The sequence below is a fragment of the Enterovibrio paralichthyis genome (genome assembly GCF_019209835.1).
GTDB classification, from domain to species: domain Bacteria; phylum Pseudomonadota; class Gammaproteobacteria; order Enterobacterales; family Vibrionaceae; genus Enterovibrio; species Enterovibrio paralichthyis.
Window position 1 is genome coordinate 93,670 of record NZ_JAHUTS010000002.1, and the last position, 13,226, is coordinate 106,895.

23 protein-coding genes are annotated in these 13,226 nt (G+C 54.3%); 3 read left to right on the forward strand and 20 right to left on the reverse strand.

The window, feature by feature from the left end:
* The first annotated feature begins 63 nt into the window (after positions 1 to 63).
* Both KU854_RS02750 and KU854_RS02755 read left to right on the forward strand, forming a co-directional pair.
* On the forward strand, positions 64 to 492 hold the full coding sequence (locus KU854_RS02750; RefSeq protein ID WP_218356957.1) for a DUF3653 domain-containing protein: 429 nt from the start codon (positions 64 to 66) through the stop codon (positions 490 to 492).
* Entirely contained in the window at positions 489 to 1,631 is a 1,143-nt protein-coding gene (locus tag KU854_RS02755) for a ParA family protein (RefSeq protein ID WP_218356958.1), read from the forward strand. Before KU854_RS02750 ends, KU854_RS02755 begins: the two co-directional genes overlap by 4 nt.
* Positions 1,632 to 1,662: 31 nt before the next feature.
* Here the strand turns inward: KU854_RS02755 and KU854_RS02760 are convergent, their stop codons facing one another.
* The 20 genes from KU854_RS02760 to KU854_RS02855 form a co-directional block, all read right to left on the reverse strand.
* Complete coding sequence (locus KU854_RS02760; RefSeq protein WP_218356959.1) at positions 1,663 to 1,827, reverse strand: hypothetical protein; 165 nt, start codon at positions 1,825 to 1,827, stop codon at positions 1,663 to 1,665.
* Positions 1,827 to 1,982 carry a hypothetical protein gene (locus KU854_RS02765; protein ID WP_218356960.1) on the reverse strand — a complete coding sequence of 52 codons (156 nt, stop codon included), beginning with the start codon at positions 1,980 to 1,982 and terminating at the stop codon, positions 1,827 to 1,829. Before KU854_RS02765 ends, KU854_RS02760 begins: the two co-directional genes overlap by 1 nt.
* Before the next feature lies 1 nt (position 1,983).
* A complete protein-coding gene (locus KU854_RS02770; protein ID WP_218356961.1) occupies positions 1,984 to 2,202 on the reverse strand; it encodes a hypothetical protein in 219 nt (72 codons plus the stop codon).
* Between the two features lie 94 nt (positions 2,203 to 2,296).
* On the reverse strand, positions 2,297 to 2,776 hold the full coding sequence (locus KU854_RS02775; RefSeq protein WP_255555372.1) for a virion protein: 480 nt from the start codon (positions 2,774 to 2,776) through the stop codon (positions 2,297 to 2,299).
* A 3-nt stretch (positions 2,777 to 2,779) separates the two neighbouring features.
* On the reverse strand, positions 2,780 to 4,012 hold the full coding sequence (locus KU854_RS02780; protein WP_218356962.1) for a hypothetical protein: 1,233 nt from the start codon (positions 4,010 to 4,012) through the stop codon (positions 2,780 to 2,782).
* Positions 4,009 to 4,839: a hypothetical protein gene (locus KU854_RS02785; RefSeq protein WP_218356963.1), complete on the reverse strand. Its 831-nt coding sequence runs from the start codon at positions 4,837 to 4,839 to the stop codon at positions 4,009 to 4,011. The genes KU854_RS02780 and KU854_RS02785 overlap by 4 nt, the downstream gene beginning before the upstream one ends.
* 3 nt (positions 4,840 to 4,842) lie before the next feature.
* Entirely contained in the window at positions 4,843 to 5,376 is a 534-nt protein-coding gene (locus tag KU854_RS02790) for a chemotaxis protein (RefSeq protein ID WP_218356964.1), read from the reverse strand.
* Positions 5,376 to 5,837 carry a hypothetical protein gene (locus tag KU854_RS02795; protein WP_218356965.1) on the reverse strand — a complete coding sequence of 154 codons (462 nt, stop codon included), beginning with the start codon at positions 5,835 to 5,837 and terminating at the stop codon, positions 5,376 to 5,378. Before KU854_RS02795 ends, KU854_RS02790 begins: the two co-directional genes overlap by 1 nt.
* Positions 5,783 to 5,983: a hypothetical protein gene (locus tag KU854_RS02800; protein WP_218356966.1), complete on the reverse strand. Its 201-nt coding sequence runs from the start codon at positions 5,981 to 5,983 to the stop codon at positions 5,783 to 5,785. The genes KU854_RS02795 and KU854_RS02800 overlap by 55 nt, the downstream gene beginning before the upstream one ends.
* The gene (locus KU854_RS02805) at positions 5,980 to 6,129 is read right to left on the reverse strand and encodes a hypothetical protein (protein ID WP_218356967.1); all 150 of its coding nucleotides are present in this window, start codon (positions 6,127 to 6,129) and stop codon (positions 5,980 to 5,982) included. The genes KU854_RS02800 and KU854_RS02805 overlap by 4 nt, the downstream gene beginning before the upstream one ends.
* Positions 6,129 to 6,419 carry a hypothetical protein gene (locus KU854_RS02810; RefSeq protein WP_054778390.1) on the reverse strand — a complete coding sequence of 97 codons (291 nt, stop codon included), beginning with the start codon at positions 6,417 to 6,419 and terminating at the stop codon, positions 6,129 to 6,131. The genes KU854_RS02805 and KU854_RS02810 overlap by 1 nt, the downstream gene beginning before the upstream one ends.
* A gap of 15 nt (positions 6,420 to 6,434) precedes the next feature.
* Positions 6,435 to 7,277 (reverse strand): major capsid protein P2, encoded by an 843-nt coding sequence (locus tag KU854_RS02815; protein ID WP_218356968.1) that lies wholly within the window; start codon positions 7,275 to 7,277, stop codon positions 6,435 to 6,437.
* Between the two features lie 260 nt (positions 7,278 to 7,537).
* Positions 7,538 to 8,197: a type IV secretory system conjugative DNA transfer family protein gene (locus KU854_RS02820; protein ID WP_218356969.1), complete on the reverse strand. Its 660-nt coding sequence runs from the start codon at positions 8,195 to 8,197 to the stop codon at positions 7,538 to 7,540.
* The gene (locus KU854_RS02825; RefSeq protein WP_218356970.1) at positions 8,197 to 8,703 is read right to left on the reverse strand and encodes a hypothetical protein; all 507 of its coding nucleotides are present in this window, start codon (positions 8,701 to 8,703) and stop codon (positions 8,197 to 8,199) included. The genes KU854_RS02820 and KU854_RS02825 overlap by 1 nt, the downstream gene beginning before the upstream one ends.
* Positions 8,704 to 8,722: 19 nt before the next feature.
* Entirely contained in the window at positions 8,723 to 9,142 is a 420-nt protein-coding gene (locus tag KU854_RS02830; RefSeq protein ID WP_218356971.1) for a hypothetical protein, read from the reverse strand.
* Positions 9,114 to 9,380, reverse strand: coding sequence for a hypothetical protein (locus KU854_RS02835; protein ID WP_218356972.1), 267 nt, complete (start codon positions 9,378 to 9,380; stop codon positions 9,114 to 9,116). The genes KU854_RS02830 and KU854_RS02835 overlap by 29 nt, the downstream gene beginning before the upstream one ends.
* Positions 9,380 to 9,553: a hypothetical protein gene (locus KU854_RS02840; protein WP_218356973.1), complete on the reverse strand. Its 174-nt coding sequence runs from the start codon at positions 9,551 to 9,553 to the stop codon at positions 9,380 to 9,382. Before KU854_RS02840 ends, KU854_RS02835 begins: the two co-directional genes overlap by 1 nt.
* 4 nt (positions 9,554 to 9,557) lie before the next feature.
* On the reverse strand, positions 9,558 to 11,732 hold the full coding sequence (locus tag KU854_RS02845; RefSeq protein WP_218356974.1) for a hypothetical protein: 2,175 nt from the start codon (positions 11,730 to 11,732) through the stop codon (positions 9,558 to 9,560).
* Positions 11,725 to 12,297, reverse strand: a complete 573-nt coding sequence (locus KU854_RS02850; RefSeq protein ID WP_218356975.1) for a 3'-5' exonuclease — start codon at positions 12,295 to 12,297, stop codon at positions 11,725 to 11,727. Before KU854_RS02850 ends, KU854_RS02845 begins: the two co-directional genes overlap by 8 nt.
* The gene (locus KU854_RS02855; protein WP_218356976.1) at positions 12,294 to 12,503 is read right to left on the reverse strand and encodes a hypothetical protein; all 210 of its coding nucleotides are present in this window, start codon (positions 12,501 to 12,503) and stop codon (positions 12,294 to 12,296) included. Before KU854_RS02855 ends, KU854_RS02850 begins: the two co-directional genes overlap by 4 nt.
* 139 nt (positions 12,504 to 12,642) lie before the next feature.
* Between KU854_RS02855 and KU854_RS02860 the strand changes: the two genes are divergently transcribed.
* Positions 12,643 to 12,906, forward strand: coding sequence for a helix-turn-helix domain-containing protein (locus KU854_RS02860; RefSeq protein WP_054780545.1), 264 nt, complete (start codon positions 12,643 to 12,645; stop codon positions 12,904 to 12,906).
* Positions 12,907 to 13,226: the final 320 nt, after the last annotated feature.

Consider the following 13,226-nt stretch of genomic DNA (forward strand, 5'->3'; position numbering starts at 1 on the left):
TGGTGCGCGCCATTACCTATCGAAAATAACAATCAATAAGGAAGTAAAAATGCGAGGTAACGCATGTTAATTGATGCCTTTCGAACGCTCTTTTGGCGCGAATTCCCAACCATTCAGGACGGCGCAGCCTATTTTCATGTTAAGCCCATCACAGTCAGACGCTGGCTAGACGGCTCCGTCCCGGTCAATCCCATGGCGGAAAAACTGCTTATCATCAAATCGCGTGGCTACCTGCCAAACGATACCAACTGGCACGGTTTCCGGGTCAACGAAGAACGCGCGGTGATCATCACACCGGACGGCCGCGAGTTTGCGCCCCGCGAACTGGAAGGCTTTCCGCTGTGGCGTGACCAGTACCATGCATTAAAAGACCGTTACGGTCTGATTGAGCGCCCGCCTGTGCGGCCGCCTTTGGAGCCGGTACAGGTCTACCGTGGCGGTAAACGTCGCCAGCCTGCTCCTTGGATACCTACTCGGGACAAAATGAAGTGATTGCAAAGCCCGCATTCGTGGGCTTTTATAAATATCGGTTTTTGGGAGAAAATTTGTTGTTTAACAATAAAATTCCCGGAGCTATTAGAGTAATATGCTGTAACCTCATGAAAGCCATAACTGGAGAAGCAATGGCCAAAAAAATCAGTATTTTTAATAACAAAGGAGGCGTTGGAAAAACAACGTATCTCTACCACATCGCCCATCTGCTAGCAGAGCAAGGTAAGCGAGTATTGATGGTTGATCTGGACTCTCAGTGCAACCTATCCGCGTATAGCATGGACGATAAATCCTTACTGAAAAGCTGGGGAGGAAGTCGTGGCCATGGTGGTAATAGTATTTGGCGCATCATTGAACCAATTTATAAAGGTATCGGTGACCATCACAAAAGACAACCAAGTAGCGTTGGTGACAACAGCAACCTATTTATTGTGCCTGGTGATGTTTCACTGAGTAGTTTTGAGGACTTACTTGGTGATACGTGGAATGGTGCAAAAGGTGGAGCCGAGCAGCCATTGCGCGTGCAAAGTGCTATCCACCGCTACATTGATTGGTGTGCAAACAAAATTAATGCGGATGTGGTTATGTTGGACTTGGGTCCGAACCTAGGTGCCCTTAACCGTTCGGTTCTAGCTTCAAGTGACTATTTTATTGTGCCAATGTCTCCAGACTTGTTTTCTATTCGAGGCACAGAAAACCTCGGTAAAAAGCTAGCTCTGTGGCACAAAGAATGGAAACAATGCCATGATGCTTGGGGGGATGATGATTCAATTTCACTTCCAAATGGTCGCCCTCAGTTTTTGGGTTTTGTTACTCAGCAACATAACCTCAGAAACAATGCTTCGGGTATGACAAAGGGTTGGAAAATCTTCGGTGACCAAGTAGAGGGAGCGGTTCAAACCAACATCATTGATATTTTGGAACCGCTTGGGCAAGTTTATAAGTGGCCAAATGATGAAGGCTCACAACTGGGCGCTATTCCTAACTTGCACAGCTTGATTCCGTATTCTCTGGACGCAAAAAAACCCGTTTTTCACTGTACATCTAAAGATGGCCTTACTGGTGCCCACATCACCACCGCAAGACAAAGTCGCAATCATTTTGACCAAATTATGGAACGACTGTTATCTGTTGTTTGATCTAGTAGCCCGCTTATGCGGGCTTTTTTCTTTAAATCAACTTCCGTTGCTTGCGGGCTTGCGCGCCTTTCTTACCTGCAGCACTCAATTTCTTGCGCATAGTCGCTGCGAACTTGCGATCATTTTTCCACTTGCGGGCGGTGGCTTGACCACCCTTTTTACCGGCTTGTTTCACCGTGGGTGATTTCGTTGGCATCAGTTCACCTTGCTTTCTAACTGGCGGATTCGGGTTTCATGGTCGCTGAGTTTGTCTTTCATCCAGCGCACATCGACTTTAAGTGCGACAACGGTCAGCACCGACGACAACAAGGCCGTGGCGGCGGAGGTGCCGAGAATCGGGAGTAGATCCATATCAGCGCCCTTTCTGCTCATTGCGGAACGTTTCCCAAAGGCCAAGCCCCAACATGCCGAGGGTGGCCAGTGAGCCCCCGAACTGTGGGTCGCCACTATTCGGGATTTCAACGGTCAGCAGTTCATTGACGCCGCCCGCCGTCAGGGCGGAGCCTGCCAGCAGTGCCAAGCCCTTGAATGTACTTGGCTGTTTCATCAGGTTTTTTACATACTTTTTCATAGCAGCTTCCCTTGCTTCAAAAACTTCACGGCATACGCGCCGAGCACCACGCCTGCCACGGACAGGCTCAACTTGATCGCAATGTCTTTCTTGGTCATGCCATTTCGACTCCCGTCATCACGGTGGAAAGCGGATACACGCGCCCTACTTCCATGCGCGCCATGGCCTGCAACAGCTTGGCCAATACGTGCGGGTTGTCCACGTCCACCGGTGTGTTCACATCAAAGCCCGTCCACTTGGCGACCATGTTGGTGTAGTGGTTCGGGTCGTTGTTATCTTCCTTTGGCGCAAAGGTGCGGATAATCGCCGGAATGGTGTTTATCCCGCGCCGGTTGTAGCTTTTGAGGATTTTTGCTCCCGCACGAAAACCATATTCCGGCGAGATAAACGCCTCATAGTTGCGGTTATGGTCTGGCGTGGTTTCCCCTTGCCAGTCGTTCCCTTTACGGATATTCAGCGGGTTGTTATTGCGCACACCCATTGGCGCTGCGAGTCCGGTCATTTCAGCCACCTTGTCCCGTTTCCAGAAAATCAGGGCGGCGATAACCGCCCCTGTGATAAGTGCCGCTTTCATGGCTTAACGGCTGATAGCGTTGCTGAGCAGCAGCGGTTCTTCGGAATACAGCGCTTTGACTGACACAAAATCAAACGCACTCAGGTTGGCCAAATCCAGCGCCGCTTCTTCTGTGTATTCGTCTGTATCGTCGATAAACACGCTGATACGCGCATTTTTCATATCAATCACGAGGTTTTCGCCGTCCATACGGACGACATTCACCTTGATGATTTCAGCGCGGTATTTGAGTGTTTCTGGGAACGCTGGGTCTGCAAAGTACGCATGCAGCGAATCAAGGATAAAGTGCTGTTTGGCGTGCCAGTCCGTCGGCAGGACGCGCCCCATGTTTAGCGACAGTTCCTTGTGTGTGGCGTCCCACTTACCATGGCCGACACCTTCGGCGCTGGCGGGGTTCATCACCCCTGATACGGTGCGAAGTGTTGAACCTGGGCGCTCACTGTAAAGGGTCAATCCCTCAATGTTACCGGCGCGGAAGTCGGCCAGCTCTTGGTCAGTCAGCTGGTTTTTATCAATCACCGCGACTTCGAGAATTTCCCATTTCTGGTTGCCGGAATGGTTCCATTGCTCACCAAGGTGAAATTGCAGGTACGCCGGTTTTGACGTGTCCAAGGTGGCGAAATCATCCCTGTACAGAACATGCACGTCGCCGCCGCTATTGGTGTACGCAACAGGCGCTTGGCTGACAATCAGAACGGTGTCAGTGTTCCCGCCTTCATCACCGGAGGTGCCAAAGTTGTTTGAGCCGGTGTCTGTCAGGTTGCCAAATTCTGAGGTGATCATGCCGTTGGTCATGTTGCAGCGGAACAAGATGCGAAACGCCAAATCCTGCCCGTGCACGTTGGACGGTAAGGAAAAAATCCGCTTGAGCGTCAGCGTGTTCTTTTCCCCCGTGATTTCGAGCCGTTTCTCGCCATAATTTGTGCTGATATAGCGCATGTTGCATTCGCGTTCGCGGTTCATCATGCGATACAGCCAGCCATTGCCTAACAGGCGGGTCGTACCGTCTTCAAGGTGCCAGAAAGCGCCGCCGATTTGTCCCTGCCACCCTGAATAATCAATGTGAGTCGGGTCAACAAAGTGGCTAAATACTTTTTGCAGCAGGCCATTGGGTAACAGGTTGGGAATGACTTTCTGTGCCTTGGGCGCGTTGTTCACCTTGTTGAACAGTTCACCAACAAGACCAAAAAGAAATTCGATTTTATTGCGGGCGCTGCCCTGCGGTAACTTAATCATTTGTAAAACTCCACAACGGTCACGGCGTCACCTTCTGCGCCCTGAATGAATAAATCGCCCCAAATGTCGAGAACCAACTCGCCACCTACGGGAATGATGAGTGCATTTGCAGCGGACTCAACGTCTTGCGAACGTGGAAAGCATTTCAACTCGCCCGCATTACTTGCCGACGCTTTCAACTCAATGCGCGTGCGGATTTGCCACACAGGCACGCTGTATGCTTCTACCCCCAACACCACATCTGTCACTTTGAAGCCTTTGTTTGAGCGCTCATTTACCCACAGTGGCGCGTTGATATGCGCCGACACGGGCACAGTGACATCCTCTTTGAACTCAACGGGAGGCAGTTGCTCTACAGACACACTTTGATTGGGTGCGATGTAAAGCGCTGGCATGCCATTGATATTCAATGAAGGCAGCTTTGTAACTTCTACCGGATTCACATCAAGTGCAGGCATTGAGGCCACGCGCACAGGTTGCTCACCGTCGAACGCCACAGGCGGCAGGCTTTGCAGCGACACAGGCTGCTCACCATCGAACTGCACCGCAGGCATTTGGCTCACATTGACTTTTTGCCCGTCAGCCGGTGGCACGTAGCGGCCATAACCGGAAATCACCCGCACCAAGCCTGCTTGGTCGCCGGTCAGTTCGAGATAGACGTCGCCGCCGTCAGCGCTGGCGTCAATCACCTGCGCCCCCTGCGCCAGTTCATAACTGCCACGCTTGGTGGTCACGCGCACCGTTGCCGGTGCTGTGTCGATGTAGATAAATTCCCCGACAAGGAAAAACTGGGCGCGTTCATACGGATTAAGGGTTTGCTGGAACACGGTTTATTTCCCCTTGAGTAAGTACATCAACACGGCCACCGACACAAAGCCGATGCCCGCAATCCAAAGGACGCGCTTGTCGGCCAGCGATGCCCCGCCGTCGGTTTTCATCTTGGCGAGTTCCATCATGGCCTTGATGTTCTGGCTGTTCTGTTCACCCTGACTGCCAGACAAGCCCGCCAACATCTGCAAGTTTTCACTGTGCTTGTCGCCAAGCTGGTCGATGCTGCTCCCAGCGATGGACTCGACCACACCCAGCGAGTCTTTGCCAAAGCCAAACGCCTTATCGACGGCACTGTCCACGCTGTCCAGCGCACGGCCGGTGACTTCGGCATTGGATGTCATGGCGAACTCGGCCGCCGACTCGGCAAAATCGAGCGACTTATCGACCGCGCCATGGTCAGTGGCGGTAATGGTCATGGTTGAATTGTTGACGCCAGCGACAGACACACCGAGGTTGTCCCCGTGAATGGCATTTGTGCCGCCGACGTTGGTTGTCGTGGTGGTATTTTTACTTTCGCTTTTCTTACCGCCCATTATTCCCCCCGCAGGTCTAAAACTAATTGGCGAATACCGCCCTCATCCTCGACCACGCGAAAGCCTGCCCGCACATAAATCCGGTCAAGACCGGTGCGGGTCACTTGGCCACAGATACGTGCATACCCCTGACTTTTTACAGCGTCGATAAACACCGGCAGCCCTGCCCGCAGGTTGCGGCCAGCCAGCGCCATGACGAAATAATCGCTGTCGTTATCAACCAGGCCGACAAAGCGCAGGGACACGCCCTCGCCGGTCAGGTGGTAGAAACTGGCGCGCTTGTCCCGCACCAGTTTTTCGCAATAGGCGAACTGCTCGCTGGCGTCGGTGAGTGCGGTAAATGACGGCTTGAGCCGTGCCAGTTGGTCGGCAAAATCGGGTTGGTCGGGTCGGATGAGGGCAATTTTCATTTTTTGAACACCACCCATGCCAACGCCAAAAACATCAGCAGCATCAGCCATTGCGTGGCACCGCTGCCGCCGAAATTCACCCGCGCGCCCTGAAAGCCACCAATGGTGTTGGTTGATGTCACCGAACTGGGGCCAGCGCTGCCCATATCGAGCGGCATGGAGCCTGAGTTCGAGACCGGTCCAATGTTGGGTATCACTTGAGCACCCCCGATTTATCAATCAGAAACAGCACAACCAGCACCAGTGCTAGCAGCTTGAGCGCACTCGACACCGTGTCTTTGGCAAACAGGCCTCCGGCAAAGCCGACGCCCCCTGCCAGCAACGGCCAGAATAAAACCGGCATCAGCGCCCCCGTCCCATGTACATCGCCAGCACAAACATCAGCAGCATCAGTGCACCGCCGCCATACAGCAGCGGTTTTAACTGAGCCAGTGCACCCCGATAGTCAGGCTGTACCGGCGCACCGTTGGGTTGCTCGGCGGGTCGAACTGGCGGGCGGTTTTCTTCCGGTGCCGCAGACTGGATCTCGTCAGACTTGTTCGACACCCATGCCGACAGCAAATCATTGCCACCGGCCAGCACCGCGTCGGTCACGCCACCCAGCTTTTCACCGAATGAGTCCCATAAACTCATAAGCCCACCCCCTGATTATTTGGCCGCGACCTGCGACGGAATGGCTTTTACCTGTTCAATGGCTTCAACCACCACGCGCACAGAACCTGGCGCTGTCTTATCGAGTTCAAATTGCAGTTGCTGCATGGCGGCCGTGTTCAACATGCCTTCAGCACCGAAACCCGATTGGGTAAAGTCAATCGAGAACCAGCCTGCATTTTGTTCGCGTTCGGCTTCGGCCAAGTCGGCGGCGTTGTCCACTTTGTTGACGTTCAGTTCTTCCTTGTTGTCGCGCAGGATGCGCACGCGCTGGATACTGTCATCAATGAAGTGGATGCGCTTGATGTTGAAAAACGGGTTACGCTCCGACCAGTCAAACGGCGTGCGGCCGTCAGAGGAGGCGTGCCACGTTAGCTCATACATGCGCGGCAGGTAATAACGCTCGGCGTGCGCAGGCAAGACCATAGCGCGGGCGCGCATGGCCGGTGCGGCAGTGCCTTGCGGTTTGCTTTTCAGGGTGATGTACACGAACCAGATTTCGCCCGGCAGTGTCACCAAATCGCCTTGGCGCACACCGGCTTTGGTGCGGTGCTTGTTGTCGCCAAAGTTCAGCACGTAGCGGCCTTCCTGCACATAGTGTTTGGCGTGTTGCTGCGCCTTGACCAGCGTGTCACCGGACACCGACCAGACCTGCGCACCGTTGCGCGTCAGTTCGATGCGCTCGATGTCGGTCGGGTCAGCAATGTTCGTCACCAGTTCCAGTTTGTGGTAGGTAGGACCACTCACCAGACGCAGTGAGGCGCGCTGTCCCCAGCCAACCCCTTCCAATGGGTCTAGCTCTTTCGGACGCGGCGCAAAGCTTTGGGTAATCAAATCCATGGTTTACCCTCCCTTAACCGATCACGTCTTCGACTGCATCGACGTTGTTGGACGCCCACACGACAACGCCCGCAACCAGTGCGGCGATAACGGCGGTCATCAGATAACCTTTGGTTTTTGCACTCATGGCAATCACTCTCTTAGTTGATGGAAAAAACGTTCTAACGAGCCGCTATCTCAGAGAACCCCGTCGGCTTCCGTCAACGCAAAAAAAAGGGCGAAGCCTTTAGGCTTGCCCTCTTTTCGAACTGTGAATCCGGTCAGAATTTTATTTTGCCCGTTTCATAGTTTTTGCCCTCTTGCAGCACGTATTCGAGCTTGTCGAGCCGGTCAATCTCGGCAAACGGGATGCCGGTTTTGTCGGCCAGATACTTCGCACTGGTGCCGGTCTTTTGCATCATCACGCAGGTGAATTTGCAGTTATCGAAAATGGTTTTCGACACTTCCTGCCCCCGCTGGAAAATGTTGATAGAAGCAATGCCGAACTTGCGCCCTACCCGCAATATCTCGCCATGGTAGCCCTCAGCACGGCCGGCACTTTGGCTGTGCTCGGCCACTTCTTCCAGCAACACCTTTAACAGCTTGGGGTGCCTGCCGTCTCCGGCCGCCCACGCCAGCCGACACAGGGCATCCAAATCGGCCGGTGTCGTCTTGCGCTTGGGGTGGTAGGCAAACTTAAAGCCGTCAGAGCGCTTTCGGGCGGCAAACAGGGCTTTGCCAAGGTCAGCCACACGGGTGAAGGTGCGCACCGCCTGCCCCGCGAGCTTGCCCTCATAATCCCCGTAAGGGTCGAATATCACCACTTGGTCGCCGCGCTTGATAAACAGCTTTTTGGTGGCACTGGTCTTGCCGCACTCCGACATGCCGACAACACAAACATGGCTGTTTGATAAGGCGTTGTTCGGGTTCTTTGGCTGCATCAGGCGGCCTCCGCGTGGCTGGCCTCGCTGGCGTCGTTGGCGGCTTTCTCGGCTTCAAGGGCGGCGGCATCTTCGGCCTTGAGCTGGCGTACCTGCCCAACTGACGCAATGGTCAACCCGCCAATGGCTTTGACGGCGCGGATTTCTGGTTCGTACTGCGCCAGCCAACTTGGCACTAATGCACCGTATTTGACCAACACCGGCGCACACTCCTGAATCACTTCGGCGCGGCGGTGTTCGGGAATGGAAAAACGCGGGTGCACAAACATCTGGATCGCACTTTCAATGGCAAACAAGCCCATTTGCGCCGACAGGGGCGCAAGTTCGGCTGCCATGGCGGCCGCTTCGGCTTCGGACATGGCCTGCTGTTCGGCTTCGGCGGCTTCGGTTTCGGCGTGGGTCGGCTCCCCGCTGGCCTGTGCATCGTGGTCGTTCAGTTCAGCCAGAAAGGCGGTCTGTTCGTCGGTGGTCGGCTGGTTGTCCAGTTCGGTGAATTCGTGTGACATGCGGTGTCTCTCCCTGAGATTAAAAACGGGCGGCAAGCCCGCCAAAGACGGCACCCAACAGGATGCCGCGAAGAATTGGCCAAACGCTGGACGGGGTGTCGTCAGCGGCTGGCGGTGGAACGGCTTTAGGCGTGGCCAAAGCGACCGGTTCCGGCTTCGGCTCGGGTTCAATGACCGGCGCAGAGACCACAGCGGGCGCGGCTTCCACGGCTACCCCTTCGGCTTCGTGGGCTTCCAGCGCTTCCACGCTCTCGAAATGTGTTGCCCATTTGGCCTGCACCGGCGCACCGTTGCGTTGGTCGGTGCCGCACTGGTCACAGATGGTATACAGCGCCCCTTTGCGGTTGCCCTTGGCCATGTGCACGGTTTTGACATCGCCACAGCCGCAGCGCAGCACGCCGAGTGCCGGATTAGTGGTATTGCGTTTCGGTAGGCTCATCGTCTTTTCCTTTTTCCAGTTCAATGCGGCTAAATCCGTGGTGACCGGCACCCACAATCAGCGCCGCCCCCTGGTCGAGCATGTCGTTGGCCTGTTCACGGGTAATGACCGTAAAATCCAAACGCTGGAGTTCGTCATCACTCAAGGTCGTGCCGTCCAGCACGCACACATGTTCAGCGCCAAACGCACGCCCCCTGCAAAAAATCGCCGTCGGTAACAGTGCGGTCAAAATGCGCATTATTGCTGCCCCTCCAACTGCTTTTGCATCTGGGTCATTTGGGCGTTAACGCCTTTCATCCACACCACCAACAGACGAATGGGCGTGGCAATCTTGCTGCCGAACATCGGCACGTTTTGCAGTTGCTTGGCTTCGTTTTCCACCTGCTCGGTGATCGCGTGTAGTTGCTGCATCCCTTCACTCATCCCTAAACTCTCCCGTTAAGTAGTGCCAGTTATCATCGGCACTCAGTTGTTGTTCCAAATAGTCCGGCTCTTGGGGCGGCGCGGCTGCCAACAACACCCGCCAGTATTCCTGACGGGCTTCAAAATCTTGCCGTTGTGCCTGCCAGCGTGTGGCAGCGTCATCGCGTAAAGCGAGAAAGATGTCGTGTCCGGCTTCGCGCGGTTCAAACGACCAGCCCCGCGCGCCATGCGCCCAACCTAGAAAGGCCAGTGAGCGCGAGAAATCGGCATCATTGTCGAACTCGATACAAAAGCGCCCGTCGCCGCCAACCCGCACACCCCGTGCCAGCATGGCGGCTCGTTCGGCTTGCATCGCGGCTTCGGCCGCCCTGATGCGGGCAGTCTGGCGGGCGATTTTCTCGGCGTCCGGTGCGGCGCGGTTGTTCTCAATCGCGATCAGTTTCTTGGCTTGGTTCTGGATAAAGCGCTGGCGGTCTATTTCCTGCTTTTTCGGGGCTTTCCACTTATCCAGACGGCGACGGCATTCGCCAATTACGGCACTCATGCGCTCGGCTTCAAAGGTGGCCAATACTTCCCATTTCGGGGCGCGTGCACTTCGGCTGATGCCGTAGCGGTTGCCCTCTATCCAGCCTTGCGTGCCGTTGTCGCCCTTGGCGGCATAGCCCACAGCCTTGATGATGTAGCTTGATGCGGCGTGTTTGTTGCGGATGCGCTCAAAGTGGGCAAACCCATTGCCCCAGATGCGCTCAACCCGCTGGCAAAACGCCGAGAAGTGTTCGCGCTCAACCGCGATATTGGTTAACAGGTGCGCGTGCGGGTTAGGCTCTCCGGCCTCGTTGGCGGGACTTTCCGCCACCCAGATGTAACGGAATTCGCCGTCCGTTGCGGGCACCTTGATTTTGTCGCCGTTATCGTTGGTGTATTCCCAGCCGCGCTCAAACATCTTTTTGAGGGCATCAAGGGTGCGTGACATTTCCTTGCCAATGGTGGTTTTGGTGATGCGCTCCACTTCCCAAAGGCGCGCCGGACGGCGTTCTGTCGGGCAGTAATCCCCTGCAATCTCGCCGTCTGCGTTTACCACGTAGGGTGCACGGTCTAACGGGCAGAAGGCACCGGCGATTTCGCCGTTTTCATTGATGACGGTCGGCGTCGTGGTCAAGCCTGCTTTGCGGTAATGGCGCGGTTTGTCGTCAATCCAGCAAAACGCGCCCGCGTAGTCGGCCACCTCCGGCAGTGTGCTGAATGCACCGGCGATATGTTGAATGGGATTGGCCATGTTCTTTTTGAACGCGACCGGCGAAAACGCCCCCATAATGTCGGCCACCGGCACATAGCCCAGCGGTGACCAGGCGACTTTTGTGTAAGGGGCTTCGACGTCCAAGTGACCGGACAACACGCGGCGGCGGTGGTCGTCGGAAAAGGTAAACGTTGCAAAGGTGCGCAGGCCGTGGGCTTCCACGGTCGCGGTGTAGGCGCCCGCCTCAATCACGTTTTTGACCGCGCGTGGCGTCAGTGCTTCTGAAGAACGGGTGCCGGTCTGGGGTGCCGGTGCGGCTTGGCTGACAGTCTGCGCGACAATCTGGATTTTGGTCTGGTTGTTCCACGCACGGTGGCAAAGTGCCGCGACCGCACCGCCGGTGCGTAGGTATTTTTCGCCTTTTTCGCGCGGCGTGGCATAGCCCTCGACCAGTGCCACCGGTTTTCCTTGCTGTGCGGCATCGTAACGGGCGCATTCATCAAACGGGGTGTCAGCAGTCCGTTGGTCAGATTGGATACTACGGCTCAAAAGAGACAGCACACGCGCCTGATTTTCAGTCCGTTTTTGCTGTGTCGGACTTTTGCGGCCATTGACGAGACTATCTGTCTCAGCCCTTCGGGCTGCCGCTTCGCGGGCTTGGGTCAGGTGGCTGGCTTCGGCCAGACGCACGGCGTCGGCATCGGCCTCGGGCAATGCGCGTAGGTATTTGTGGCGATGGGCTTCGCGCTTCAGGAAATCTTCTTGATGCGAAAAAAAAGCGGCGCTGGTGCTGCCGCTAACTGGGTCATCTAATCGTTGCCGCAAGAGGTCGCCGGAAAGGACACCCCCTGCAATAAACTGGATTTGGTGTTGGGTCAAAACATCAGGGGCTTTCGCCCCGTCTGTTTTTACGCTTGGGGATTTAGTCATCGTAGCCCGCCATTTTGCGAAGTAATCCCAAAGTGAGCAGACAATCAAACAAAGCTCGGTGTGGCATACCATCAATTGTCACACCCATTTGCTCGGCAGCGGCGGTCAGCTTATGCCAACGGTAGTTTTTGCGGCGTTCACACCACTCACCAACATATCGGGCATAGGCTTTCATCACACAAGACACGGTTAGCGGCATTGGAAACACGCGCCCGGAAAACAAGGCGGATTGCTCCATCATGCGTAAATCAAAATCGGCGTTGTAAACAGCCAACAATCGGCCAGAGATCAATTCTTGAATGTCTGCGTGTAGCTGCTCCCAAGTTGGCGCATCTGCCACGGCTTCATTTGTGATTCCGTGAATGTCGATTACCTCGACGGGTATCGCGTCGATAGGTTTTATCAGCGTATTAAGAAACACTGCGCCATTGCTATCAATCGCGGCAATTTCGCAAATTTCATCACGCTCCGTTAATCCGGTGGTTTCTGTGTCGATAATCAACGGGTTTGAGGCTAAGACATTTTGTGCCCAAACTTTCATGCTTTTTCGGTTATAGGTGTTCATAGCACACCCCCAACACGCGCAAAACGGCGAGCGCGGGCGGCTTCAAGCGCGGTCTTTTCGTCGCGTTCCATTTTGTCTTTTAGGCGTGCTTTCAAATCCTGCACCCACTGCATAGAACGTTGGGTTTTGGCGGGGTCGAAATCCACACAACCGGCCATATCTGGGCAGGGTTGGTGATAAATTGGCGTGTACTTCCGTGTTCTCATTGTCTGCATCCCCATGCAATTAGCGTCACAAATTATTTAATGTCATGGAGGTATTAGACGTCAATGGAGGGTCTGACTATGGAATTGCACATTATGTCGGTCTAGAATTTAACAATTCACGCGAACTTAGGGATTTGGAATGAGCTACGTAACTGACTTAATGGATAAGGTCAAAACCGCGCACGACATCCCTTCCGACTATGCATTAGCCAAGAAATTTGGTGTTAGCCGTGCTACGGTCTCTAGTTGGCGTTTAAATAAAACAATCCCAGAATGGGACGTCCTATTTCAGATGGCTGATTTACTTCAGTTAGATGATCAAAATGTGGTGCTAAACATCATCGCAGAAAAACAGAAAAACCCCCGTGTTATCAAGGCCTTAGAATCCTCCTTTTCTTCCTGATTTTTATTTAACTCCCTATACATAATACGCACTGAGACTGTTAGAACTTTTTAGTAATGTCATATCTGAGCCCATTAGAGATGTCATGTTCAACTTTCAGCTAATGTCAGAGTCTTCGTCGAACTTGTCGCTCCTGCGATGATTTTTTGAAGCTTGTTGTCCAGGTAACCTTCGCCATGATGAGACTTTAAAATTACACACATTGGATTTGCTTTATTAACTGTGTGTTAGAGCGAGCAAGAAAACCACCGCTAGGTTAAGAAAACAAACAATTTTCATTCCCTTGCTTGCTGGCTGTTTACACCATTGAATAAACCGAT

Excerpts from the sequence above, each read along its gene's own strand:
- KU854_RS02790 (WP_218356964.1), bottom strand. The coding sequence starts at position 5,376 with ATGGGCGGTAAGAAAAGCGAAAGTAAAAATACCACCACGACAACCAAC.
- KU854_RS02835 (WP_218356972.1), bottom strand. The coding sequence starts at position 9,380 with ATGCGCATTTTGACCGCACTGTTACCGACGGCGATTTTTTGCAGGGGG.
- KU854_RS02750 (WP_218356957.1), top strand. The coding sequence starts at position 64 with ATGTTAATTGATGCCTTTCGAACGCTCTTTTGGCGCGAATTCCCAACC.
- KU854_RS02795 (WP_218356965.1), bottom strand. The coding sequence starts at position 5,837 with ATGGCTGATGCTGCTGATGTTTTTGGCGTTGGCATGGGTGGTGTTCAA.
- KU854_RS02840 (WP_218356973.1), bottom strand. The coding sequence starts at position 9,553 with ATGCAGCAACTACACGCGATCACCGAGCAGGTGGAAAACGAAGCCAAG.
- KU854_RS02775 (WP_255555372.1), bottom strand. The coding sequence starts at position 2,776 with ATGAAAGCGGCACTTATCACAGGGGCGGTTATCGCCGCCCTGATTTTC.
- KU854_RS02810 (WP_054778390.1), bottom strand. The coding sequence starts at position 6,419 with ATGAGTTTATGGGACTCATTCGGTGAAAAGCTGGGTGGCGTGACCGAC.
- KU854_RS02855 (WP_218356976.1), bottom strand. The coding sequence starts at position 12,503 with ATGAGAACACGGAAGTACACGCCAATTTATCACCAACCCTGCCCAGAT.
- KU854_RS02860 (WP_054780545.1), top strand. The coding sequence starts at position 12,643 with ATGAGCTACGTAACTGACTTAATGGATAAGGTCAAAACCGCGCACGAC.
- KU854_RS02820 (WP_218356969.1), bottom strand. The coding sequence starts at position 8,197 with ATGCAGCCAAAGAACCCGAACAACGCCTTATCAAACAGCCATGTTTGT.
- KU854_RS02830 (WP_218356971.1), bottom strand. The coding sequence starts at position 9,142 with ATGAGCCTACCGAAACGCAATACCACTAATCCGGCACTCGGCGTGCTG.
- KU854_RS02770 (WP_218356961.1), bottom strand. The coding sequence starts at position 2,202 with ATGAAAAAGTATGTAAAAAACCTGATGAAACAGCCAAGTACATTCAAG.
- KU854_RS02845 (WP_218356974.1), bottom strand. The coding sequence starts at position 11,732 with ATGACTAAATCCCCAAGCGTAAAAACAGACGGGGCGAAAGCCCCTGAT.
- KU854_RS02825 (WP_218356970.1), bottom strand. The coding sequence starts at position 8,703 with ATGTCACACGAATTCACCGAACTGGACAACCAGCCGACCACCGACGAA.
- KU854_RS02780 (WP_218356962.1), bottom strand. The coding sequence starts at position 4,012 with ATGATTAAGTTACCGCAGGGCAGCGCCCGCAATAAAATCGAATTTCTT.
- KU854_RS02760 (WP_218356959.1), bottom strand. The coding sequence starts at position 1,827 with ATGCCAACGAAATCACCCACGGTGAAACAAGCCGGTAAAAAGGGTGGT.
- KU854_RS02805 (WP_218356967.1), bottom strand. The coding sequence starts at position 6,129 with ATGCCGGTTTTATTCTGGCCGTTGCTGGCAGGGGGCGTCGGCTTTGCC.
- KU854_RS02765 (WP_218356960.1), bottom strand. The coding sequence starts at position 1,982 with ATGGATCTACTCCCGATTCTCGGCACCTCCGCCGCCACGGCCTTGTTG.
- KU854_RS02850 (WP_218356975.1), bottom strand. The coding sequence starts at position 12,297 with ATGAACACCTATAACCGAAAAAGCATGAAAGTTTGGGCACAAAATGTC.
- KU854_RS02815 (WP_218356968.1), bottom strand. The coding sequence starts at position 7,277 with ATGGATTTGATTACCCAAAGCTTTGCGCCGCGTCCGAAAGAGCTAGAC.